General features: G+C 54.6%; 19 protein-coding genes. 10 read left to right on the forward strand and 9 right to left on the reverse strand.

Annotation, left to right across the window (positions count from 1 at the left end):
* Positions 1-85: 85 nt before the first annotated feature.
* Entirely contained in the window at positions 86-559 is a 474-nt protein-coding gene (locus FHI25_RS16095) for an Lrp/AsnC ligand binding domain-containing protein (protein WP_008890579.1), read from the reverse strand.
* Positions 560-763: 204 nt separating this feature from the next.
* Between FHI25_RS16095 and putA the strand changes: the two genes are divergently transcribed.
* From putA to FHI25_RS16110, 3 genes are all read left to right on the forward strand, one after another.
* The gene (gene putA / locus FHI25_RS16100) at positions 764-4567 is read left to right on the forward strand and encodes a bifunctional proline dehydrogenase/L-glutamate gamma-semialdehyde dehydrogenase PutA (RefSeq protein WP_210519516.1); all 3804 of its coding nucleotides are present in this window, start codon (positions 764-766) and stop codon (positions 4565-4567) included.
* A gap of 228 nt (positions 4568-4795) precedes the next feature.
* Positions 4796-5425: a BON domain-containing protein gene (locus tag FHI25_RS16105; protein WP_064781583.1), complete on the forward strand. Its 630-nt coding sequence runs from the start codon at positions 4796-4798 to the stop codon at positions 5423-5425.
* 165 nt (positions 5426-5590) lie between these two features.
* Positions 5591-5824: a (2Fe-2S)-binding protein gene (locus tag FHI25_RS16110; RefSeq protein WP_063088336.1), complete on the forward strand. Its 234-nt coding sequence runs from the start codon at positions 5591-5593 to the stop codon at positions 5822-5824.
* Positions 5825-5916: 92 nt separating this feature from the next.
* Here the strand turns inward: FHI25_RS16110 and FHI25_RS16115 are convergent, their stop codons facing one another.
* Entirely contained in the window at positions 5917-6966 is a 1050-nt protein-coding gene (locus FHI25_RS16115; RefSeq protein WP_210519518.1) for a Glu/Leu/Phe/Val dehydrogenase dimerization domain-containing protein, read from the reverse strand.
* A 538-nt stretch (positions 6967-7504) separates the two neighbouring features.
* Here FHI25_RS16115 and FHI25_RS16120 point away from each other — a divergent pair.
* A complete protein-coding gene (locus FHI25_RS16120; RefSeq protein WP_008890584.1) occupies positions 7505-7738 on the forward strand; it encodes a hypothetical protein in 234 nt (77 codons plus the stop codon).
* A 106-nt stretch (positions 7739-7844) separates the two neighbouring features.
* Here the strand turns inward: FHI25_RS16120 and FHI25_RS16125 are convergent, their stop codons facing one another.
* From FHI25_RS16125 to FHI25_RS16150, 6 genes are all read right to left on the reverse strand, one after another.
* A complete protein-coding gene (locus FHI25_RS16125) occupies positions 7845-9521 on the reverse strand; it encodes a thiamine pyrophosphate-dependent enzyme (protein WP_210519520.1) in 1677 nt (558 codons plus the stop codon).
* 67 nt (positions 9522-9588) lie between these two features.
* Positions 9589-10938, reverse strand: a complete 1350-nt coding sequence (gene gdhA, locus FHI25_RS16130; protein ID WP_210519522.1) for an NADP-specific glutamate dehydrogenase — start codon at positions 10936-10938, stop codon at positions 9589-9591.
* A 113-nt stretch (positions 10939-11051) separates the two neighbouring features.
* The gene (locus tag FHI25_RS16135) at positions 11052-11651 is read right to left on the reverse strand and encodes a 2-hydroxychromene-2-carboxylate isomerase (protein WP_210519524.1); all 600 of its coding nucleotides are present in this window, start codon (positions 11649-11651) and stop codon (positions 11052-11054) included.
* Between the two features lie 164 nt (positions 11652-11815).
* Positions 11816-12994 carry an endo alpha-1,4 polygalactosaminidase gene (locus tag FHI25_RS16140; protein ID WP_210519526.1) on the reverse strand — a complete coding sequence of 393 codons (1179 nt, stop codon included), beginning with the start codon at positions 12992-12994 and terminating at the stop codon, positions 11816-11818.
* A gap of 32 nt (positions 12995-13026) precedes the next feature.
* Positions 13027-14163 (reverse strand): NAD(P)/FAD-dependent oxidoreductase, encoded by a 1137-nt coding sequence (locus FHI25_RS16145; RefSeq protein ID WP_210519528.1) that lies wholly within the window; start codon positions 14161-14163, stop codon positions 13027-13029.
* 31 nt (positions 14164-14194) lie between these two features.
* Positions 14195-15184 (reverse strand): hypothetical protein, encoded by a 990-nt coding sequence (locus FHI25_RS16150; RefSeq protein WP_246879152.1) that lies wholly within the window; start codon positions 15182-15184, stop codon positions 14195-14197.
* Between the two features lie 239 nt (positions 15185-15423).
* On the opposite strand from FHI25_RS16150, the gene FHI25_RS16155 reads away from it, so the two are divergent.
* The 6 genes from FHI25_RS16155 (at position 15424) to FHI25_RS16180 (ending at position 21762) form a co-directional block, all read left to right on the forward strand.
* Positions 15424-16323: a division plane positioning ATPase MipZ gene (locus tag FHI25_RS16155; protein ID WP_008890591.1), complete on the forward strand. Its 900-nt coding sequence runs from the start codon at positions 15424-15426 to the stop codon at positions 16321-16323.
* 67 nt (positions 16324-16390) lie between these two features.
* A complete protein-coding gene (locus FHI25_RS16160) occupies positions 16391-17113 on the forward strand; it encodes a VWA domain-containing protein (protein ID WP_210519530.1) in 723 nt (240 codons plus the stop codon).
* Complete coding sequence (locus FHI25_RS16165) at positions 17113-17940, forward strand: DnaJ domain-containing protein (protein WP_120226235.1); 828 nt, start codon at positions 17113-17115, stop codon at positions 17938-17940. Before FHI25_RS16160 ends, FHI25_RS16165 begins: the two co-directional genes overlap by 1 nt.
* Before the next feature lie 113 nt (positions 17941-18053).
* Positions 18054-18941 carry a UTP--glucose-1-phosphate uridylyltransferase GalU gene (gene galU / locus FHI25_RS16170; protein ID WP_210519532.1) on the forward strand — a complete coding sequence of 296 codons (888 nt, stop codon included), beginning with the start codon at positions 18054-18056 and terminating at the stop codon, positions 18939-18941.
* An 80-nt stretch (positions 18942-19021) separates the two neighbouring features.
* Positions 19022-20344: a UDP-glucose/GDP-mannose dehydrogenase family protein gene (locus FHI25_RS16175; RefSeq protein ID WP_210519534.1), complete on the forward strand. Its 1323-nt coding sequence runs from the start codon at positions 19022-19024 to the stop codon at positions 20342-20344.
* 2 nt (positions 20345-20346) lie between these two features.
* Positions 20347-21762, forward strand: coding sequence for a phosphoglucomutase/phosphomannomutase PgmG (locus FHI25_RS16180; protein WP_210519535.1), 1416 nt, complete (start codon positions 20347-20349; stop codon positions 21760-21762).
* An 84-nt stretch (positions 21763-21846) separates the two neighbouring features.
* On the opposite strand, the gene FHI25_RS16185 is transcribed toward FHI25_RS16180, so the two are convergent.
* Positions 21847-23115 carry a D-alanyl-D-alanine carboxypeptidase gene (locus tag FHI25_RS16185; protein ID WP_210519537.1) on the reverse strand — a complete coding sequence of 423 codons (1269 nt, stop codon included), beginning with the start codon at positions 23113-23115 and terminating at the stop codon, positions 21847-21849.
* Positions 23116-23168: the final 53 nt, after the last annotated feature.

Genomic DNA, 23168 nt, shown 5'->3' on the forward strand with positions numbered 1-23168 from the left:
ACAACTTTTCCAGCAGATCTGATGTCTGCTTTGATGGATGCGATTTTGATCTATTAAGTTGTTGCCAATCAACAAAAAAAGAAAATCAGGGAATGACGATGCCGGGCCGGACTTTTACTTCTTCCATCACGACATATGTATGAGTCTGACCGACACCCTGAACAGAAGACAGCCGTTCAAGGAACTCGCGATAGGCATACATGTCCTCGACGCGCAGTTTCGCAAGATAGTCGAAACCACCCGCAACCATGTGGCATTCTTCGATTTCAGGGAGCTTCTTGATCGCAGCGGCGAATACATCAAAGACGTCAGGTGTGGTACGATCAAGAGTGATTTCAACGAAGACCACAAGTGACTGGTTAAGCTTGCGCGGATCCAGTGTTGCCATATAGCCGGTGATAAAACCGTTTTGCTCAAGGCGGCGCACGCGTTCCAGACAGGGTGTCGGGCTCAGATTAACCCGGCGTGATAGCTCCACATTGGACATGCGGCCATCGTTTTGAAGTTCGCGAAGGATCTGTTTGTCGATCTTGTCCAGGCTCTTGTGGTTCTTCTGCATTTTAAGCGTCCAGCCAGTATTTGTGACTATGCGAATGTAAAAATCGTGGATGATATATCGTATTTTAGCCAAAAATGGCAGCACATTTTTCGGATGAAATAATATTGTCTGTCGCCATAGAGGTGCAAAAGGCCCCGAAGCGCCTGAAATAATGTGCGTTCTTCGGGATCGGCAAAGTCCAACATCAGGGAGAGGCTTTTAGACATGTTCCGTACCGAACTGCCGCAACCGAATGAAATCCGCCAGACGATCCGTGACACGTATCGCGCCGATGAAGAGGCCGTTGTTGAACGCCTGATCGAAACAGCGCGTCTTTCCCCGGAACAGACCGCGCGCGTTCAGAACCGCGCCTATCAACTGGTTGCCCGCGTGCGCAGTGCTGATAACGGCAAAAGCGGCATTGATGCCCTGCTGCATGAATATGAGCTGTCGAGCAAGGAAGGCGTCATCCTGATGTGCTTGGCCGAGGCATTGCTGCGTGTGCCTGATGCGGTCACCGCCGACAAGCTTATCCAGGACAAGCTGTTTGACGCCGACTGGCAAAGCCATCTCGGCCATTCCGACAGCTTCTTTGTCAATGCGTCGACCTGGGGGCTGATGCTGACCGGGCGGGTGATCAAGTTCGGCAAGGCGGAAAAGGCCGATCCGGGCCGTCTGATCAAACGCATGATCGGCCGTTCGGGGGAGCCGGTCATTCGCAAGGCATTCAACCATGCGATGCGGATCATGGGCCGCCAGTTCGTGATGGGCCGCACCATTGACGAGGCCGCCGAGCGCGCCAAGGCGAATGAAGAAAAAGGCTATCGCTATTCCTATGACATGCTGGGCGAAGCCGCCCGCACGATGAAGGATGCCGATCGCTATTATAAGGCATATGAAACCGCCATTCATGATATTGGACGCGTTGCCAATGGCCGTGGGCCGATTGATAGTCCGGGCATCTCGGTCAAGCTTTCGGCGATCCATCCGCGCTATGATTTTGCCAACTATGATCGCGTGATGAACGAACTGACCCCGCGGCTTAAGGAACTGGCACTTCTGGCAAAGAAATACGATATCGGCTTTACCGTCGATGCCGAGGAAGCCAACCGTCTTGACCTGTCGCTTGATGTCATCGGCACTGTCTTTGCCGATCCGGATCTTGATGGCTGGGAAGGCTATGGTCTGGCGGTTCAGGCCTATCAGAAACGTGCTTATCACGTTCTGGAATGGCTTGCCGATCTGTCGACCAAGGTCGGGCGCAAGATGATGGTCCGCCTTGTAAAGGGGGCCTATTGGGATACCGAAGTCAAATTCAGTCAGGAAAACGGTTTTGACGGTTATCCGGTCTTTACCCGCAAGGCATCGACCGATGTGTCCTATCTGGCGTGTGCGAAATATATGCTGTCGCGCCGCGATGCATTTTATTGCCAGTTCGCCAGCCACAATGCCCATACGGTGGCATCGGTTCTGGAAATGGCGGGCAATGATCGCACCTTTGAATTCCAGCGTCTGCATGGCATGGGTGAAGCGCTTTATGAGCAGATCGTTGATGAGAACGGCGAAAACGTTCCGTGCCGTGTCTATGCGCCGGTTGGCACCCATGAAGACCTTCTGGCCTATCTGGTGCGTCGTCTGTTGGAAAATGGTGCAAACACCAGCTTTGTGAACCGTATTCAGGATGAACAGCTGCCGATCGAGGAAATGATTGCCGATCCCATCGAAAAGATGGCAGCACTTCCGCGCAAAGGCCACCCGAAGATTCCGGCACCGATTGATCTTTATGGTGCAAGTCGCGTCAATTCGCGCGGGCTTGATCTGACAGATACGCAAAAGCTGTTACCGCTGAGTGCCAAGCTTGCTGAAATCAAGAACAAGACCTGGAACGCGGCCCCGCTGATTGATGGCAAGCTTGTTTCAGGCACCCCGATTGATGTCATCAACCCGGCCAAGCTTGATGAGAAGGTCGGTAACCTTGTGCAGGCGACTGAGGCCGATATTGATGCCGCCGTTGTTGCCGCCCTTAAGGGCTATGAAACCTGGAACAAGACACCGGCAAGTGAACGTGCGACAGCACTGCGTCGTCTGGGGGATCTGCTTGAAGAAAACATGGACGAGTTCATTGCGCTCTGTCAGCGCGAAGCCGGCAAGCTTTATTCCGATGGCGTTGCCGAGGTGCGTGAGGCCGTCGATTTCTGTCGTTATTATGCCAACCGGGCGGAGGAAACCTTCCGCGAAGGCAGCCCGCTTGAAGGCCGGGGCGTGATTGTTTGCATCAGCCCGTGGAACTTCCCGTTGGCAATCTTCCTCGGTCAGGTGACCGCGGCACTGGCAGCAGGAAATGCTGTAATTGCCAAGCCAGCAGAGCAGACATCACTGATTGCTGCCCGTGCGGCAGAACTGATCCTTGAATCCGGCGTTCCGGGTTCGGCATTCCAACTGGTTCCGGGGCCGGGGCGTGTGATTGGTAATCAGCTGATCAATGATCCGCGCATTGCCGGTGTCGCCTTTACCGGGTCAACCGAAACCGCACAGGTGATCAACCAGGCACTGGCAAAACGCCCGGGCGTTCCGTTGCCGCTGATTGCCGAGACCGGTGGTCAGAACGCGATGATCGTTGATTCGACCGCACTGCCCGAACAGGTCGTGCAGGACGCAATCATTTCCGGTTTCCAGTCGGCAGGTCAGCGTTGCTCGGCCCTGCGCGTGCTGTTTGTTCAGGAAGACATCGCCGACAAGCTTTGTGAAATGCTGGTCGGTGCGATGAAGGAACTGCGCGTTGGTGATCCGAAGTTCCTTGATATCGACGTCGGTCCGGTGATTGACGAAAAATCGCGCAAGGTGCTTGAAGCCCATGCCGAACGCATGAAAAAGGAGGCCAAGCTTCTGCATGCCTGTGACATGCTTCCGGAATGCGAAGGCGGTAATTTCTTTGCGCCGCATTGCTTTGAAATCCCATCGATCAATGTGCTTGAACGCGAAGTGTTCGGCCCGGTTGTGCATGTGGTGCGTTATAAGGCGCGCGACCTGCCCAAGATCCTTGATCAGATCAATGCATCTGGTTATGGCCTGACACTTGGTATCCATTCCCGTATCGATACCACCGTGCGCGAAATTTCGCAGAAACTGCGGGTTGGCAACTGCTATGTGAACCGTAACCAGATCGGTGCGGTGGTCGGTGTGCAGCCGTTTGGCGGGCAGGGGAAATCGGGGACCGGTCCAAAGGCCGGTGGTCCGCACTATGTAGAACGTTTTGCCAAGCCGATTGCGAAGGCAAATACCATTTCCAATGATGACGTGTCAGACGATCGCGCACCGATCATCGTCAAGGATGTCATTGCGACCAATGAATATGCCGCGATGCTGTCAGCCCAGGAAGAATGGCAGGCAACCGACGGCAATGCGCGCGTGACCATCCTTGAAAAGCTGTCGGCCAAGATGGACGCATCGGGCAATGATGCCCTGATGGCGGGGGCCGATCATGTGGCGAACTTTGCGGCCCTTTCGGAAAACGGCTTTGTCGCGCCGACCCGGATGCCCGGGCCGACCGGTGAAACCAACGACCTGTATTGTCAGGGCCGTGGAGTTTACCTGATCCAGGCGGACAAGGACGCCGAACCGGCAAAAATCATCCGCCATCTGGGGGCCGCCCTTGCCGCGGGCAATGCGGTGATCCTTGCGGGTGATCAGAAATGGCTTGCCGATATTCCGACACTGGCACAGCAGGCAGGCCTTCCGGCCAAGCTGGTCAAGGCGGTTGGCACCAACACAGGTTTGGGCGCGATGTATGATGGTGATATCGCCGGGGTATCGTGCGTGGCATCGCTTGATCGCGTGACGTCGTTCAAGCAGCTTCTGGCCAAGCGCGATGGCGCGATCCTGTCGCTGATTTCCGATAGCGGCGCCGAGGATGACGGTGCATTGCCTGATGAGGCGTTCCTGCATCGATTTGCCACTGAAAAGACAATCACGATCAACACCACGGCAGCGGGCGGTAACGCATCGCTGATGTCGATGGAAGAAGATTGATCTGCCAGATGGTCATGTCAGATGGACCGGGACGAAATTCCCGGTCCATTTTTCTTTCTTTTATTCGTGATCTCTGATGTAGGATGTGTGCGCCTGAACGCGGTCGGGCTTTTTTTCGTCAAAATTGGCTGCAATAGCTATTGGTCGGAACAGTAGACGTCCTGCGGCGTTTGAACTGACGCAAGAAGATTGACCCATGTCAGGCAGGCATGAACAAGGAGAACAGGAATGATCAAGGTAAACCGCGGCATCGGCCGTGTGCTGAAAACGGTATCGGTATGTGCGTTGCTGGCAGTGCCGCTGGCGGCCTGCGGACCGCTGCAAATGCCGTTGGAAGACCGCACCGGCAATGACCAGTGGCAAGATACCCAGATCAAGTCCGGCATCCTTGGCGAGTTCTCCAAGGTCGATCACACCTATCTGATGGATGTGAATATCGACATCTGGGAACAGAATGTCATGGTGACCGGCATGGTGGACTCCAAGGGCAAATATTATGACGTCATGTCGCTGGTCAAACAGGATAACCGGATCAAAACGGTGTATGACCATCTGGTGATTGCCGATCAGGAAACGATCGATGCCTATCACCGGGCGGAAGATGAATATGGCAAGAACGCCGTTCCGACCGATTCGGCGACCCAGTCCGTGTCCGACGTCTGGATCGAAAGCCAGATCAAGGCATTGTTATTGGCCGAAAAAGGTGTGAGCTCCGTCAACTATCGTTGGCAGTCGGTGCAGAATGTCGTCTACATCATGGGCGAAGCACAAAGCGATGCAGAGCTTGAAAAGGTGCTTTCCATCGTGCGCCGGATCAAAGGTGTGACCAAGGTCGTTAGCCACATCGCAAAGGCCTGATCACTTTTATCGCCTTGTGATAAAACAGTTTTTCGAAAATTCCCCGCAGGCGTTCGGCCTTGCGGGGAATTTTTTTGTCCGGGTTTGTTGCAAAAGTGTTTGAAAACCATTCGCATTTATCTTAGAGGTGGCGATACGTAATTAATAACTGATTGCAATCGCACCATGTATGTCTGCATTTGTAATGCGCTCAAGGAAAAAGACGTCCGCCGTGCCGCCGAGCAGGGCGGGGCGACACGTCCGGCGGAAGTTTTCCGTTTCCATGGCTGCGCGCCGCAATGTGGCAAATGCGCCTGCCACATGCGCGCAGAACTGCTGCAAGCCAAGACCTGCGGCAATTGCGATTGTGATGATGCAGCGGCTGTAACGGCAAACATCGAACCGATCGCCGCCGAATAAGCTACTTCAAGACATTCAGGAAAAACGAAAAAGGCGAAGCCACATGGGCCTCGCCTTTGTTGTTTGTGGCTGATGCTGCTTGATCAGCACGGTTACTTTTTCAGACCAAAGCGTTCCTCGGCCAAGCGATCAGCGACAAAACCGGTCGACAGGTTCTGTTGCTTGGCGCGTTCAAAAATCTCGCACACGGTTTCGCCAATGCCTTCGATATGCATGTTGGTTTCGGCAACCGTTTTACCTTCGCGGCAATAGTAGACTTCGATGACACCGCCGGCATTGATCACGTAATCCGGGGCATACAAAATCCCGGCTTCGCGTAACATCTCGCCGTGGCGATCATCTTCAAGCTGGTTATTGGCTGCACCGGCAATCACGCCAACCTTGAGTTCCTCGATCGACTTGTCATTGATCACCCCGCCAAGGGCACAAGGGGCAAGGATATCGGCATCAACCGACAGGATTTCATCAACCGGAACTGCGGTTGCGCCAAATTCCATGGCGGCGGCCTTCATGCTGGCGGCATTCAGGTCCGCAACAATCAGCTTGGCCCCGGCGGCATGCAGCATCCGGCAGAGGTGATAGCCGACATGCCCCAAACCCTGGACTGCGACCCGCATGCCCGTAAGGTCGTCGTTGCCATGTTTGAAGCGCACCGCTTCCTTAAGCCCGATGAAAACGCCATAGGCGGTAAAGGGGGATGGGTCACCGGTGCGTTCCGGATCCTTGCCATCATTGATGCCACCGACATGCTTGGTCTGGCTTGCGATATAGCCCATGTCTTCAGGGCTGGTGCCGACATCCTCGGCAACGATATAGCGCCCGCCAAGTTGCTCGACAGCGCGGCCCATTGCGCGGAAGAATTCTGGTGTCTTTTGACTGCGCGGATCACCGATGATGACCGACTTGCCGCCGCCAAGCGGAAGGTTGGCGAGGGCGGATTTGTAAGTCATGCCGCGCGAAAGGCGCAAAACATCATGAATGGCGTCCTGTTCGCTGGCATAGGGCCACATGCGACAGCCGCCAAGTGACGGGCCAAGGTTGGTGTTGTGGACCGCGATGATGGTTTTCAGGCCGGTGGTTTTGTCGCTGGCAAAGACAACCTGTTCGTGGTCATCAAAGGCGATATCGGAAAAGACGTTCATCCTCTTGCAGCCTCCTGGCAGCATCATTTTTCTGGTGCAGGCTGTTTCCTGCTTATCCCTTTATGTTTGATGCATCGGGCGTTGGATCAATTTCTAATTCCGGGAATGCGCAAAAAAGATCGTTTCGGTTGAGGGGCTGCTTTGGTGTGGAATTATTCGGAGTTTGCCAAAGCTGCATTGTAATTTTATTGCGCGCACTGTGCGCTGCAGCATCTCCGCTGTTTGAAGGTAGGTGGCATTTTCGATCCGACCGAGATTCTTTTGTGGTCGAAATTGGTCGGTTCCAGCCTGGCTTTTATGGTGCAGTGCACTGGCGGCGATTTGTCCTGAATCAGGGCATTCGTCATGCGCCTATGCCAAATTCGCACTTGAAACCGGAGCAATTAATCTGGAAGTATCAATTAACCGGATAATTTACGGCTCGTTAAGGTGCGAAACGTAGACTCACGGTTGGGTATCTTGTGATTGAGATTCCCGGTTCAGGACAGGTTGGCGTCTGGGCGGCGCCAGCGAACAAAATATAAGGAGAGCGGCGGATATGTCTGCATTCACAGGCCATCGCCAAACCGTATATGAAGTTGAACTGCACAATCAGGCTGTGCGCGAATGTGTCAAAGAGAACCGATCCCACGACCTCTTTGATGACCGCTGGGCTGATGTTCAAACTCATGAAGTTGCGGCCAGCGACGAAACCAAGGCCCTTGCCATGATCGAAAATAGCTATCCGTCAGAAGATGGTTTCGTTGTCGATCACGTCAAACGCCTAGGATAACAGTCACCAAACATATTCGGAAAAAAAGCGTGGTCAGCTTTGCTGCCACGCTTTTTTTCTGAGCTCAACCTGCACAACAAAGCAGGCATCATTGGGGCGATTTGCCCTATGACCTCAGCTTTCCGAGCATTTCCCGCCCCTTGGCAACGGCAAATTTCTGTGCCTGCGAGAAGGTCGGGTTGGGCGGCATGATCAGGACGTCAGGGTCAACTGGGACCTGAATGACGGTTGGCTTCTTGCTTGCAAACGCTTGTGACAGCGCGCTTGAAAGCTCCTTGGTGTTTTCCGCGCGCAGGCCAAGACAGCCACAGGCCTGGGCGATGGCCGCCATGTCCGGGTTTTTAAAGGCGATTGCATGTTCGGGCAGGCCTTTGGCTTCCTGTTCCAGTGCGATGAAGCCAAGCTTGCTGTTATCAAAGACAACCGCCGTGATCGGCAGATCGTATTCGGCAGCAGTCAAAAGTTCACCCATCAGCATGTTGAATGCGCCGTCACCCGCAATGGCGACGACCTGACGATCAGGATAGGCAAGCTGCGCACCATTGGCCCCGGACAGGGCAAAGGCCATTGTACCGAGCCCGGATGACAGGGTGAAACGCTGGTTACGTTTTACCCGCAAATGCCGCGCGGCCCAGGCTGTGGTCGTTCCGGTATCAACCAGGAAAATGGCATCATCGGCGGCATGGTCCCCGATTGCGGACATGACACTTGCGGGGTGAAGCGGGCTTTTGTCGGACTTCTCGATCTTTGACCAATCGTCTTGCTGATCCTTGACTTTATCGATCCAGTGTTTGCGCTGTGTTTCGGTGTCTTTGGGGGTGACGCGATCAAGAAGGCCTTGCACCGATAGCTTGGCACTGCCGATCAACGGGGCATCAATATCAAGCCGTTTGCCGATCTGGCTGCGATTACTATCGATCTGGATGGTTTTGGCATCTTTGGGGAAAAATTCCTGATAGGGGAAATCGGCCCCAATGATGCACAGCAAATCGCAATCTTCGACAGAATCCTGCCCCGGTTTGCCACCCAGAAGGCCCAACCCACCAATGCAAATGGGATCGTCGTCATCAAGCCAGTCTTTGGCACGTAGGGTTCTGACGATCGGTGCATCAATCCGGTGCGCCAGATCAAAGATCTCCTGGGCTGCCTCGGCACCACCGATACCGGCAAGAATGACGGGCTTTGATGCCTGAGCAATCAGTTTGGCAGCGTGATCAAGGTTCTCGCTGGACGGGGAAACTTCGCGGGTTGCCAACAAGGTTGCAATATTGATCGGATCATCGGCGCAATCGGCACTGGCGATATTGTTCGGGATACAGACATGGGCGGGTGCACGATTTTCAATCGCGGCCTTGCAGGCTTCTTTGAGGATACGCGGGGCCTGTGCCGGATGCATGATTGTCTCGGAATAGACGGTGACGTCTTCGAACAGCTTTTTCAGGTCAACTTCCTGATGATACTCGGTGCCGATAAATTCCGAATCAACTTGGCCTGTGATGGCAAGAACCGGGGCATGGTCGTGACGAGCATCATAAAGGCCGTTCAAAAGATGGATGGCACCGCCACCCGCCGTGCCGACACAGCATGAAAGATTGCCGGTCAGTTTTGCCTGTGCGGATGCGGCAAAAGCGCCACCTTCTTCATGGCGAACAAGGACGAAATCAATTTCATCCCTGTTTTCAAGGGCAAATGTAATGTCATTGATCGCGTCACCGGGGATGCCAAATACATGTTTGACGCCAAGATCACTCAGTAAATTGATTGCGATATCGGCAACTTTCATGGGGAAACTCCTTGGTTTCAGTCGTGAGAGAGCCGCAAACTACAATCGCATCAACGGCCGGGTTTGATTACGAAAGCCAGAATGCATTCATGGTTTCTGCGACGCGTTTGAACGAAGCAAGATTGGCACCATCGCGATAATTGATGATTTTCCCGTCCGGACTGTTTTCGATGCAGTCGTTGTGAATTTTGGACATGATTTCGCGAAGGCGTTTGTCGACGTTTTCCGTATCCCAACTCAGACGCTGCGCATTTTGGCTCTGTTCAAGGCCGCTTACTGCAACGCCGCCGGCATTGGATGCTTTGCCAGGGGCATGCGGGATATTGGCGTTGATGAATACTTCCTGTGCCTTTGCCGTCAGTGGCATGTTCGCGCCGTCACAAAGCATCATCACCTTGTTTTCAACAAGCTGCTTGGCGTCTTGTTCATCAAGCTCGTTCTGGGTCGCGCAGGGCAGGGCAATATCGCACTCAAGCCCCCAGGGTTTCTTGTCTTCAAGGAACTCGGAATTCTTGCCGCCATCAAATTCCGACAGCGATTTGCGTTGGTTGTTTTTCCAGTCATCAACCTGATCAAGAAGGTCGTTTGTCATGCCATTGGCAAAGTGCATGGTGCCGGAGCTGTCACTCAGACTTATGACTTTGGCTTCAAGTTCTATGGCCTTGCGCGCGGCGTGAAGCGCAACATTTCCTGCGCCACTGATCGCAATCCGTTTGTCTTTGATTTCCTTGTTTTCCTGATCAAGCATGTGACCAAGGAAATAGATGCAGCCATAGCCGGTTGCTTCTGTGCGCCCGGCACTGCCGCCAAAGTGGCATCCTTTCCCGGTCAGCGCACCGGTCCACTTTTGCGTCAGCTTGATATAGTGACCAAAAAGGATGCTGATTTCACGTCTGCCCACGCCGATGTCCCCGGCGGGCACATCGGTATCTGGCCCGATATGCCGATATAGTTCTTGCATGAATGCCTGACAGAAACGGCCGATTTCCTGCGGGGATTTGTCCTTTGGCGAAAAGTCGGCACCACCTTTTGCCCCGCCCATCGGCAAGCCGGTCAGGCTGTTTTTCAGGGTTTGTTCAAACCCGAGAAACTTGAAGATACTGGTGCTGACCGTCGGGGCAAACCGAAGGCCGCCTTTATAGGGGCCCATCGATTGATTGAACTGAATGCGCCAGCCGCGATTGACCTGTATCTGTTGGTCATCGTCTTCCCATGCTACGCGAAATTGCAGCACGCGATCCGGTTCCGTGCAGCGTTCAAGAACCGCATTTTTGCGCATCTCGGTTTGATCAAGATACCAACCGGCAATGGAGCCGACGACTTCCTCCACTGCCTGGTGAAATTCCGGCTCGTTCGGTGTCTTGTCCTCAAGCTGGCTCAGGAAGTCCTTTTGAAAATCAGATGCGCTTTGTGTCATTTAAATGCGGGCTTTTTTACTGTTTCTGCTGCTCTGGTTAACGTGCCAGAGGCGAAAAAGTGTCCGCATAATATTTTGTTTTAGTGGTTTTTAAGGTCTGATGGCGCGCTTGATCAGGCGTTCTGTTGAAGCGTTCGTTCAACAAAATCAAGGCGGTCCTGCCCCCAGAACATCTCGTTGCCGATGAAATAGGTCGGCACACCAAAGATGTTACGATCCCGTGCGGACTGGCAGTTCTCGTCATAGATCTTGGCGATCTCTGGCAGGTCAGCATGTTCGAGATATTCCGTCGAAAGGCCACTTGATATCAGGGCCTCGCGGACGGTCGCGGGCAGCGAAACATCACGTTCACGCAGCCAGATATCCCCCATCAGGGTTTCAGTCAAAGCACTTACGTCCATGCCATCGTTCTGAACGGCGATGATGGTGCGCGCGGCAAGTGTTTCATCGACGGGGAAATGTGTCGGATGCAGGTTGACCGGAATGCCGAGATAATCCGACCAGCGTTTCAGTTCAACAAGTCGATATTCTTGACGCGGTTTCGGGCGTTTTGCCAAAGGCACGCCGCCGCCATGTTCCCAGACATCGGCTGCCCGGCAGGGTTTATGGATAATTTCCACGCCATGTTTTTTGGCGATCTCGACAACGCGGCGAAACCCGAAAAAAGACCACGGTGATTGCACGAAGAAATAGTGGATGATGGGTTCGGACATATGGGCCTCCTGGCACCGCGATACAGATTATGTTTTTAAGTTGCCGACATTCGGTATCCACCACACTGCCCAAACAGGGGTGCTGCGTCAAATGTCCTTGGCGTAATCACGCACAGGTTCAGGTCATATGTTTGTGATGATGGAATGCGAAATGTCTGCGCGGCCTAGTAGTCAAGCCACCAGGAATATTCATCAATACCCGCCATCAGAACACCGTCAAAGCCAAGCTTCATGATGTTGCCGAGATAGCTGTTTTCGCTGCCAAAGATGATGCTTTGCCATTCGCGTGACCAGTAATGCACGTGGTTTTCCTGCCCCCAACGTGCCATCAGGTTGCCTTCACTGATGAAATCGGGACTTCCGGCACGCCATCCGCTTTGCCAGTAATAACGATATGTCTCGGCCGTCGCGATATTGAGATACGAAATCAGGCTCCGTGGTGTCCCGGTCTTCTTGTAACGAAGCCGCTTCATATCATCATAGGTCAGCGGAATGGTCCCGCGATGGAACGGATCAATGATCAACGTGTCATAGTTGGTTGCAACCAGCGCATCGACATAGGCGTCCTTGGTGCCATAGGGCGAACTATCAAGCACCAGGGCAAAGTTCTTTGCCTCGCGGATATTGTCGATCACATGCGGGTTTGCCCCGAAAGGGGTGCTTGGAACCTTTGCCAGGGATGAAAGCTGCATGCCCGGCGGTGGGGCCGCGTAATAAAGTGCATCCAGCCCCCGAAGCTGAGCGCGCGCCTTGTCCATGTCGGATCGATTTTCGGTGTAATCGACCGCAAGATATTGGAGGCCTTCAAGTTTAAGCCGTTCCAGATAACCGAGGATGTATTTGGTTTCTTCGGCATTGGTGGCTTCGCCGTATTTCTCGAAGCCGTAAAATGGGGCTTCGACCAAAATGCCATCCAGCGCCCGCAGATAGTTTCTGGCCGGTTCCGCAACGCCACGTGTGGCAAACAGCGTTTTTTCAAGAAACTCGGTCAGTTCCAGGCCATTCATCGCAATGATCGAAAAGTCACTGCGATAGCTTTTTGCCCACCGACTGATCGCGATAACATAATCGCGCATTTCCTCGACGAAGTCTTTTTCGGGCTTGCCGGTGTCGGTCAGGCCGGGGAGACCCTCGGTCAGGCTATTGGGGGCGGGGATAAAAGGTTCAAGCTGCTGTGCAACGGCACCAAGTGGTGTACCTGCCAGCAACGCCCCGCCAAGCCCCGTCGCACTGGTGCCAAGGAAATGTCGCCGCGAGATGGACTTGGGCGCGGCTTTTCCGCCAGACGCATTTTGCGCCGGTTTTCGGGTCCGCCCTGACGTGCTGTAAGGTTGCTTGGCCATGCCTTTATCCATCGCTGATGATATGGGCGATCTTATGATGCTGCCTTCATTGCGCCTTGCTGTGTAATCAACTCGGTCACCCGGCTGCCAATTGCAAGGGATGCAGTAAGACCCGGTGATTCAATACCATAGAGCATTACAAGACCATTAAGCCCGTGCTGTTTTTCATCAGCAATCATGAAGTCACGCGCCGCTTCACCCGGGGCCTGAATTTTTGGGCGCACCCCGGCATAACCGGTCTGAAGCGCACTTTCATCAAGGTCGGGATAGTATTTGCGGATGGCTTCGGCAAAGGCGGTCCTACGTTCTTCGGGGACGTCATAGTTTGGTGCATCAACCCATGTCACGTCCGGGCCAAAGCGCGCCTGTCCGCCCATATCAAGGGTCAGGTGAATGCCAAGGCCTGCCTGTTCGGGGGCCGGATAGATCAGGGTGGAAAACGGTGCCTTGCCCGATAGCGTGAAATAACAACCACGCGCATAATGCTGCGGCGGGATAGATGCCTGTGGCAGGCCGGTAAAGTTGCGGCCCAGTGTCTGGCTGTGCAGGCCACCGGCAACGATCAGTTCAGCACAGGTCAGGCTCATTTCTTCGCCGTCGGCATCGGTGGTGCAGACGCTATAAAGCCCGTTTTCGAAACTGACGGCCGTGACCTTGGTGTTGATCGCAAGTGTTGCGCCGTTGTTTTCCGCCTCACCCAGCAGGGTGACCATCAACTGGTGGCTGTCGACAATACCGGTGGACGGGCTTTCTAGGGCGCCGACACAATGAAGGGCTGGTTCGCGTTCAAGGGCTTCTTCGCGGGACAGCCAGACAAGGTCGGTGACACCGTTTTCATATGCCTTGTCCTTGATCCCGGCCAGTGCGGCCATTTGGTCTTCGGCTGTGGCAACAATCAGTTTGCCGGTGCGTTTGTGTTCGATGCCGTTTTCTTCGCAATAACGATACAGCATCTCGCGCCCGGTGACGCAAAGCTCGGCCTTCAGGCTGCCTTTCGGGTAATAAATTCCGGCATGAATGACTTCGCTGTTGCGTGCGCTGGTCTCGGTGCCAATCGCATCATGCTGTTCAATGATCAGGACTTCACGGCCGGTTCGCGCAAGTGAACGGGCACAGGCCAGGCCGACAACGCCGGCCCCGATGACGATGGTTTGGATATCTGCAGTCATGATCACGTGTATCTTGGTTAGGGTGGTGGGGTTAGTTTGCTTGCCGGAAATAGACAGCCTGTCCTTGGTTGTCCTTGCCATTACCGGTGACAACAGCCGGGGATTCGCTGGTGTAAATACCGCGCGCAAAGCTGCTGTCGTTACAATAGACATACCAACTTCCGAACGGAAGCGTATCACTTTGATAGGCACCGCCTTCGTGGCGCCAGATGCCTTCGCAATGACGTTGGTCATCATCAAGGATCATTGTCCCTTCGCCCGATGGCTGATCAAAGCGCAGCGTGCCGGTTCCGCGCACCGATTGCCAGTTGGTGATGATATCAATGCCATCAATCGGCGGCGGGGTGGTTTCGCCTTCAGGCTGCTGAAGCGGGGTTTCATCTGCCGGTGCGACAACAGTGGCGGCAATTGCCGAATTTTCCGCGAGCTCAATATTCAATCGGCCAAAGAAACCGGCGGCGAATTCCTGGGCATCAATCATTGGCAGACCACTGAGTGGCGCACTGCTGCTACTTGTGGCCTGAACCTGTGTCGGGGTGCAGTAATAGCCCAGCAGGCGACTGCCTCGTTGGGCCGGTGTTTGCGGATCCCATTGTCCGACAAAGGAAACGCATTGCGACCCGTTGCGTGTAAAGGGAGACAATGCAATCGGGCCGTATCGGGTTTCCTGCACGAAGCTTGCACCATTCAGGCTGGTGCGGCCGCGAAGCGCGTCAAACATATCAAGCAACTGCTCGGACGCCATGGCGGTGCTAAACCGAAAGCCGGGGGCGGAGGTCGTATAGACCGTTTCAAGGTACAGATCGCTTGCAGCGGCAGGGGATTCGCTTACTGAGCGAGGCGCATACCAGCGGCCAACAAAGACCGTACTGTTATCGCGATACTGACGCAGGAAGCTGTTCTGACCCTCGACGTCCGAGGCAAAGACAACCGGGCTCTGGTCTTGCGGGATTTGTTCGAACCCGCCGGTTTGCTGTGCGACGGCCATCTGTGGTGTTGCCACCAGAAGGCTTGCAAACATGCCGCCGATCAAAGCCGCCCGATACCTCACATTGCGTCCTTTCTATATGTTTTCAGGCGCATTTTTGTATTGCGCTACCCTTATCTTTACCTTTGTGCATCTAGATTGGCTAGGGGGCAGTCAACCGATGCCTGTTAACGTGATCTCTTTTACCTTGATTTTTGGGTGCAAACGGGCTCATTGGGGAGGTTGGCCTTGGGGACAAAGTCAAAAAGCCTGAAGATACGGAGCATTTTATCATGACGGTGCAACAGACCGGCGCGAACGGGGACAGCGCGGGCCAGCAGACGGCAACGGACAAACAACCGCCGTCCAATCGCGCCCATGTAATCGTGATCGGCAATGAAAAGGGCGGGTCAGGCAAATCGACAACGGCGATGCATCTGATCGTTTCGCTGATGAAGATGGGGTTCAAGGTCGGATCGCTTGATATCGATGCCCGTCAGGGGACGCTGACACGTTATGTCGAAAACCGGAACGCCTTTAACGACCGCAAGGGCCTTAAGCTTCCGGTGCCCGATCATCGGCCGATTTATCGCAGTGAGTTACCGGACGCCAACCAAGCCAAGCTGGACGAGCGCGAACGCTTTACGACCGCACTTGGTGAAATGGTGATCGGCTGCAACTTCATCGTCATGGATTGCCCGGGCAGTGACAATTACCTGTCGCGTCTGGCCCATGCCTGTGCCGATACGCTGATTACCCCGATCAATGACAGCTTTATCGACCTTGACATGCTGGCGCGGATTGACCCGGACAGCCTTGATATCAAGGGGCCCAGCATCTATGCCGAGATGGTCTGGGATGCGCGCAAGCGTCGGGCGGCTATTGATGGCGGCACGATTGACTGGATCGTCATGCGCAACCGTCTTTCGCATCTTGATGCGCGTAACAAACGCGACATTGCCGAAATCGTTGACAAGTTGGCCGATCGCATCCGCTTCCGTCAGGCGCCGGGATTTGGCGAACGTGTGATTTACCGCGAACTTTTCCTCAAAGGTCTGACGCTGCTGGATCTGCGTGAAAAGGGTGTCGGTATCCCGATGAGCATGTCGCACATGGCCGCCCGTCAGGAAGTCAGATCGCTTCTGGAAGTGATCGGCTTCAAACCGGCCGACGGCGAGGAGTTGCCGATCTGACTGCATCCGGCCTATATCTTGTTGGATGACAAATTGTTCAACCGGAATATGAAGCAGGCAGGTCTCCTTGACGCGCAAAGACATCATTCCAGAGACATCCGACGCCAATGAAGTGGCAGACTTCCTGGGTAAGGCGCGGCAGATGGCGGTGCATGCACCATCATCCGGGTCGGCACAGGGGCGACTGATTTTTGCCATGGATGCAACCGCCAGCCGCCAGCCAAGCTGGGACAGCGCGGCTGAAATTCAGGCGGAAATGTTTGAGGCGGTCGACGGTGTCGGCGCCCTTGATGTGCAGCTTGTGTTCTTTCGCGGGCTTTCTGAATGCAAATCAAGTGGCTGGTGCCGCAACGCAAAATCATTCCGCGACTATATCACCAAGGTTACTTGTCGCGCCGGACATACACAGATCGAACGGGTTCTGGCACATGTCGAACGCGAAGCGGGTGATAAAAAAATCGATGCCTTGATTTATGTCGGCGACTGTATCGAGGAAAACCCAGATCATCTGGCCCCGATTGCTGGAAAACTGGCGCTTAAGGGGGTAAAGGCATTCATGTTTCAGGAAGGCCATGACCGGGAAGCGGCATTTGCCTTTGGCGAAATTGCGCGGATAACCGGTGGTGCCGTCATGCAGTTTGATGCCAGTGCAGCGGGTAAGCTCCGTGATTTGCTGGGCGCAGTGGCAAGCTATGCGGTTGGCGGGCAGTCCGGACTTTCGATCTATCAAAAGAAAACCGGGTCCGAGGAAGTGCTCAGGCTTGGTCATCAATTGCGAAAGCCGCGTTGATGCAGTGGCTTTTGATCGGAATCGCAGCATTTATCGGGGTTGGCTTCTTTATTCGGTGGATGACAGAGGCCGAGCCCAAAGAAATCCGTAAAATTGTCTTATTTCTGATCATCTTGGTGTTGATCATGCTTGCGGGCTGGTTGTTGCTCACAGGCAAGATTGCCGCGATGGGTGCTGCTTTGGCGGCGACTGTGCCGTTTTTGTTTCGGATGATGAAGCTTGGATTTCTGTGGCCAATCTTTCGCAGGATCTTTGCAGCGTCCCGAAAACGCGCCCAGCCGGGCAGTTTTGGCAACCGCACATCCGGTGCGGGATCAAGTTCGGAAATTCGCACCGAATTTCTGCATATGGTGCTTGATCTTGAAACCGGGCAAATGCGCGGTGGCGTTGTCAGCGGTCCCTTTGCCGGGGCCGATCTTGACAGCTTGGGACTTGACGACCTGCAGTCGCTTTATGTTGACTGTTGCAGTGCAACCGACCAAAGCCGGGCGGTTCTGGAAGCCTATCTTGAACGCCGTCCTGATTGTGCGGGATGGCAAAGCTGGCGCCAGAAAGATCACGGCGAAGACGGAGCACAAAACGGAGGAAGCGACCGCAACCATAACGAGCAAGGCCAAGGTGGCAAAAGGAGTTCAAGTGCGTCAGGCATGACGGCGAAAGAGGCCCGAGAAATCCTGGGTGTGGCGGATAATGCCACCCGTGAGGAAATCAACCGGGCCTATAAAAAGCAGATCAAGGCGGTCCACCCGGATCATGGCGGATCGGACTATCTGGCCTCAAAGATCAATGCCGCGCGAAGCCTTTTGTTACGGCTATGTAAAGATTAGCGTCAATAATACGTGCGCTTGCTTGATCCGTGTTCTCGAATTGTGGCAGAAGCATATATGCGGGCAATTCCAATACGGACTGGCGTGCAGCGGTTGAAAAAGGAAAGTATTGAATGTCAAAAAGAATCAAGAAGGCAGTTTTTCCGGTCGCAGGCATGGGAACCCGTTTTTTGCCCGCCACCAAGGCTATGCCAAAAGAAATGCTGCCGGTCGTTGACAAGCCGCTTATTCAATACGCTGTCGAAGAAGCCATTGCGGCCGGCATCGAAGAATTCATTTTTGTGACCGGTCGCGGCAAAACCGCGATTGAGGACCATTTTGATCGCTCTGCCGAACTGGAGGCGATCCTGACCGAGCGCGGCAAGGAAGAAGCACTGTCCAAAGCGCTTGAAATGATCCCGGAAAACGGTCGTGTGACCTATACCCGTCAGGGCAACCCGCTTGGCCTCGGGCATGCTGTTCTGTGCGCCAAGTCGCTGGTCGGTGACGAGCCGTTTGTCGTGCTGCTGGCCGATGACCTTATCCAGTCAAAAGTCCCGTGCATGAAGCAGATGGTCGACAGTTATGGCCGTACGGGTGGCAACATGGTCGCCGTGATGGATGTCCCGCGCGAGGAAGTTCACCGTTATGGTGTGCTTGAAATCGAAGGCACCAATGGCCGCCTTGTCAGTGCATGCGGCATGGTTGAAAAACCAAAACCCGAAGAAGCACCGTCGACCTTGTCCGCCATCGGGCGTTACATCCTTGATCCCGGCATTTTCGAGGTGCTTGAAAATATTCCGCGCGGCGCTGGTAATGAAATCCAACTGACCGATGCGTTGGCCGCAATGATCGGCAAGGTGCCGTTCTATGGCTATAATTTTGAAGGCCGTCGTTTTGATTGCGGCAACAAGATCGGCTTTTTGAAAGCCACCATGTCATTTGCCCTGGCCCGTGAAGATATGCGCGACGATGTTCGCCAGCTTATTCACGAGTTCGCCGAAGGCGAAGCGGCACAATAACCATTCATGTCAACAATGTCCGACCGGAATAGCGATGTGATCTGTTCCGGTCGGGATTTACTTACCAGGATAAAACCTCCATGCGCGTAGCTATGATCGGGACCGGATATGTTGGACTTGTCTCCGGAGCCTGTTTTTCCGAGTTCGGTACGGACGTTGTTTGTGTCGACAAGGATGTCGAAAAAATTGCCCGTCTCGAAGACGGTATCATGCCAATCTACGAGCCCGGTCTGGATGTTCTGGTCGAAAATAACGTCAAGGCAGGCCGCCTGACCTTTACCACCGACCTCAAGGAAGGGGTCAAGGATGCGGACGCTGTCTTTATTGCTGTGGGCACACCGACCCGACGCGGCGATGGGCATGCTGACCTGAGTTACGTTTATGCCGCGGCCGAAGAAATTGCCGAAGCCATGGACGGTTTTACCGTCATCGTGACCAAATCGACCGTCCCGGTCGGAACCGGTCGTGAGGTCGAACGCATCATTCGTGAAAAGCGCCCGGATGCAGAATTTGCTGTGGTCTCGAACCCGGAATTCCTGCGCGAAGGGTCGGCGATTGGCGATTTCATGCGCCCGGACCGCGTCGTCATAGGCACCAGTGATGAGCGCGCCCGCGAAGTATTGTCGGATCTGTATCGTCCGCTGTATCTGATCGAAACCCCGATTGTCTTCACCACCCGTGAAACGTCGGAAATGATCAAATATGCGGCCAACACTTTCCTGGCCGCCAAGATCACCTTCATCAACGAAATTGCCGATCTTTGTGAAAAGGTCGGTGCGGATGTCCATGATGTCGCGCGCGGCATCGGCCTTGATGGCCGTATTGGCAAGAAGTTCCTGCATCCCGGTCCGGGCTATGGTGGGTCCTGCTTCCCGAAAGATACGATCGCACTCGTGCGCACCGCGCAGGAATATAACAGCCCGCTTCGCATCATCGAGACGGTGGTTGATGTCAACGCCAAGCGTAAAAAGGCGATGGCAGATCGCGTGATCGCGGCATGCGGTGGTTCTGTTGCGGGCAAGACCATCGGTATTCTCGGTCTGGCTTTCAAACCCAATACCGATGACATGCGCGATGCACCAAGCCTTGATATCGTTCCTGCCCTGATCGCGGCAGGGGCGAGTGTCAAGGCCTATGACCCCGAAGCCATGGAAGAGGCCAAGAAGCTTCTCGATGGCATTTCATATTGCGACAACGCTTACGATACGGTCGAAGGCGCCGATGCAATGGTGGTTCTGACCGAGTGGAACGAATTCCGCGGTATGGACCTTGATCGTATCAAGGACGCGCTGAAGCACCCGATCGTCGTTGATCTGCGTAACGTTTACGATCCGAACGAGATGGCTGAGAACGGTTTCAGCTATTCCTGTGTCGGTCGTGCATCTATCGGAGGCAAATCCTAATCATGACGAATTCCGCCGGACACAAGTTTGATAGCTCCGTTTTGCGCGAATATGACGTGCGTGGCGTTGTTGGCGAAACCCTGCATGCGGCAGACGCCAATGCGCTAGGGAAAGCCTTCGGCACCATGGTGCGCAGATCTGGCGGAAAGCGGGTCGCCTTGGGGCGCGATGGTCGTCTGAGCTCGCCAGAACTGGCGGCGGCATTGGCCGAAGGCATTCTGTCGACCGGTTGTGACGTGTTGCGCATTGGTCGCGGGCCGACCCCGATGCTGTATTTCACGGTTTATGATCAAAAAACCGATGCCGGCATCATGGTCACCGGTTCGCATAACCCGTCGAATTATAACGGCTTCAAGATGCTTAATGCTGGCAAGTCGGTGTTTGGTGATGCCATTCAGCAACTGGGCAAAATTGCCGCCAGCGGTGATTTCGAAACCGGGCAGGGTACGGCAAGCGACATCGAAATCGAGGATCGCTTTGTCGAACGCCTTGTCGCCGAACTTGACTGCGATGTTCCCAATCCGATGACGATTGTCTGGGATTGCGGCAATGGTTCTGCCGGTGATGTGGTGCGTAAACTGACGGCCAAACTGCCCGGTACGCATCATCTGTTGTTTGATGACATCGATGGTAATTTCCCCAACCATCATCCCGATCCGACGGTTGAGGCCAACTTGGTTGACCTCAAGGCGGCCGTTGCCAAACACAATGCCGACTGGGGTGTTGCCTTCGACGGCGACGGTGACCGGATTGGCGTGATTGATGGCAAGGGCAACGTCCTTTGGGGCGATCAGCTGCTGCAGATCTATGCCGCAGACGTTTTGCAGCGTCAGCCAGGCGCTGCGATCATTGCCGATGTCAAGGCCAGCCAGACCCTGTTTGACGAGGTCAACCGGATTGGTGGCAAGGCCATCATGTGGAAGACCGGTCATTCCCTGATCAAAACCAAGATGATCGAGGAAAAGGCACCGATCGCCGGTGAAATGAGCGGCCATATCTTCTTTGCCGAACGCTATTACGGCTATGACGATGCGACTTATGCCGCCGTGCGCCTGTACCGCATTCTGGTTCAAAGCGGCAAAAGCCTTGCCGAATGGCGGGCCGCCATGCCGGTTGCGGTCAATACACCGGAAACCCGTATCGACTGCCCGGATGACCGCAAGTTCGCACTGATTGAAGAAGTCCGTGCTCGCCTGGCTGAAGCCGGTGCAGAGGTCAGCGGCATTGATGGTGTCCGTGTCAGCACCGATGATGGCTGGTGGTTGCTGCGTGCATCCAACACCCAGCCTGCCATCGTGGCCCGTTGTGAGGCCGCCGATGATGCCGGGTTGGCACGTTTGAAGGGGCAGGTGACCGATCAACTGGTCAAAAGCGGTCTGTCTTCGGATGACTTCTTCGCCCCGGGTGGCGGTCATTAATTAAGACGTCGAACGAAGACAAAATGAAAAAGGCCCGTCAGAAAATCTGACGGGCCCTTTTTGTATCTCTGTGCAATTTGGTTGTTAGCCAGCGTCACCCGCATTGACCGGGATGCACGCCACGTTTTCACGCTTGAGCGCGTCACAGGCAGCGCGTGCTTCGTTCTCGCCATCAAAGCCCAGCAGACGGGCGCGATAGACAACACCGGTACCACTGGCTTGCTGCTCGACCGCAGCGCGGGTCAGGCGCAGAACGTCCGGGGCGGTACGTGCCGCGGCAAGGACCGCTTCCTGTGCCCGGCGCTGGTCGCTAAATGCGCCAACCTGAATGCCCCATCCTGCACCGGTTTCCGGCTTCAGGCGGGTCACAACGGTTTGGGTATCAATGCGACCCGGCTGTTCTGCTTCGCGAAGCGTGCTGCGCTTGGCAATCAGCAACTGGGCATCCGCCGGCAGGATTTTGTCTTCCGGGCTGATGCGCGGACGTGGAACAACAATTTCACCGTCCTTGGTCAGCTTCATATAGGCCTGATCAAGAAGCTTTTTCATCTGGTCATCGCGGGTGCGGGCCGTACGACCCCCAAACACGACGCCAATCAGGCGTTTGCCATTACGATTGACCGAGGCGACAAGGTTGAAGCCCGATGCGTTGATATAGCCGGTCTTGATCCCGTCGGTACCATAATAGGACGCCAGAAGGTTGTTGTGGTTGCCATAAGTGCGGTTGCCAAAGCGGAACTTCTGGGTCGCGAAGTAATGATAGTAGCTGCCGTAATTCTTGCGCAGCGCCACAGCCAGTTTGATCATGTCGCGTGCGGTGGTCATCTGCCCGCGGTTGGGCAGGCCGGATGCATTGCGAAACGTGGTGCGTGACATGCCAAGGCGTCGTGCCTCAGAAGTCATCATTTGGGCAAACTTGATTTCGGTGCCACCAAGATGTTCGGCGACAACAACCGCAATATCGTTGGCCGATTTGGTAACCAGCGCCAAAATAGCATCCTTGACGGAAATGGTTTCGCCCGGCTGAAGACCAAGTTTGGAGGGGGCTTGGCCCCAGGCGCGTTTGGAAACCTTCATCCGAGTCGAAAGCGATACCTTGCCGTGTTCCAGCGCGTCAAAGACCATGTAAAGGGTCATTATTTTGGTCAGCGACGCCGGATAGACCTTGTGATCCGCCCGATATTCATGAAGCGTTTCGCCAGTGTCGCCGTCAATAATCATCGCCGTGTAAGTCCGCGCCTGCGCAGCGGACGGCGAGAGAACAGTGAAAGAAATAGTCGCAACCAGACACAAAAGCACAGCAACAGCGCCACGCATGCTCAGCGAGCGCGTCACGGACAGAGCTTTGGCCATTGCAGTTGGCCCGGAAAGGGTCATTAAACGCATTATATCGGGCTCGGCTTTGA

This window comes from Thalassospira sp. ER-Se-21-Dark, assembly GCF_017922435.1.
In the GTDB taxonomy this organism is placed as follows: domain Bacteria; phylum Pseudomonadota; class Alphaproteobacteria; order Rhodospirillales; family Thalassospiraceae; genus Thalassospira.

What these genes read in the sequence shown, in the direction of transcription:
- FHI25_RS16095 (WP_008890579.1), bottom strand. Translation starts at nt 559, where the DNA reads ATGCAGAAGAACCACAAGAGCCTGGACAAGATCGACAAACAGATCCTT.
- putA (WP_210519516.1), top strand. Translation starts at nt 764, where the DNA reads ATGTTCCGTACCGAACTGCCGCAACCGAATGAAATCCGCCAGACGATC.
- FHI25_RS16105 (WP_064781583.1), top strand. Translation starts at nt 4,796, where the DNA reads ATGATCAAGGTAAACCGCGGCATCGGCCGTGTGCTGAAAACGGTATCG.
- FHI25_RS16110 (WP_063088336.1), top strand. Translation starts at nt 5,591, where the DNA reads ATGTATGTCTGCATTTGTAATGCGCTCAAGGAAAAAGACGTCCGCCGT.
- FHI25_RS16115 (WP_210519518.1), bottom strand. Translation starts at nt 6,966, where the DNA reads ATGAACGTCTTTTCCGATATCGCCTTTGATGACCACGAACAGGTTGTC.
- FHI25_RS16120 (WP_008890584.1), top strand. Translation starts at nt 7,505, where the DNA reads ATGTCTGCATTCACAGGCCATCGCCAAACCGTATATGAAGTTGAACTG.
- FHI25_RS16125 (WP_210519520.1), bottom strand. Translation starts at nt 9,521, where the DNA reads ATGAAAGTTGCCGATATCGCAATCAATTTACTGAGTGATCTTGGCGTC.
- gdhA (WP_210519522.1), bottom strand. Translation starts at nt 10,938, where the DNA reads ATGACACAAAGCGCATCTGATTTTCAAAAGGACTTCCTGAGCCAGCTT.
- FHI25_RS16135 (WP_210519524.1), bottom strand. Translation starts at nt 11,651, where the DNA reads ATGTCCGAACCCATCATCCACTATTTCTTCGTGCAATCACCGTGGTCT.
- FHI25_RS16140 (WP_210519526.1), bottom strand. Translation starts at nt 12,994, where the DNA reads ATGGCCAAGCAACCTTACAGCACGTCAGGGCGGACCCGAAAACCGGCG.
- FHI25_RS16145 (WP_210519528.1), bottom strand. Translation starts at nt 14,163, where the DNA reads ATGACTGCAGATATCCAAACCATCGTCATCGGGGCCGGCGTTGTCGGC.
- FHI25_RS16150 (WP_246879152.1), bottom strand. Translation starts at nt 15,184, where the DNA reads ATGTTTGCAAGCCTTCTGGTGGCAACACCACAGATGGCCGTCGCACAG.
- FHI25_RS16155 (WP_008890591.1), top strand. Translation starts at nt 15,424, where the DNA reads ATGACGGTGCAACAGACCGGCGCGAACGGGGACAGCGCGGGCCAGCAG.
- FHI25_RS16165 (WP_120226235.1), top strand. Translation starts at nt 17,113, where the DNA reads ATGCAGTGGCTTTTGATCGGAATCGCAGCATTTATCGGGGTTGGCTTC.
- galU (WP_210519532.1), top strand. Translation starts at nt 18,054, where the DNA reads ATGTCAAAAAGAATCAAGAAGGCAGTTTTTCCGGTCGCAGGCATGGGA.
- FHI25_RS16175 (WP_210519534.1), top strand. Translation starts at nt 19,022, where the DNA reads ATGCGCGTAGCTATGATCGGGACCGGATATGTTGGACTTGTCTCCGGA.
- FHI25_RS16180 (WP_210519535.1), top strand. Translation starts at nt 20,347, where the DNA reads ATGACGAATTCCGCCGGACACAAGTTTGATAGCTCCGTTTTGCGCGAA.
- FHI25_RS16185 (WP_210519537.1), bottom strand. Translation starts at nt 23,115, where the DNA reads ATGGCCAAAGCTCTGTCCGTGACGCGCTCGCTGAGCATGCGTGGCGCT.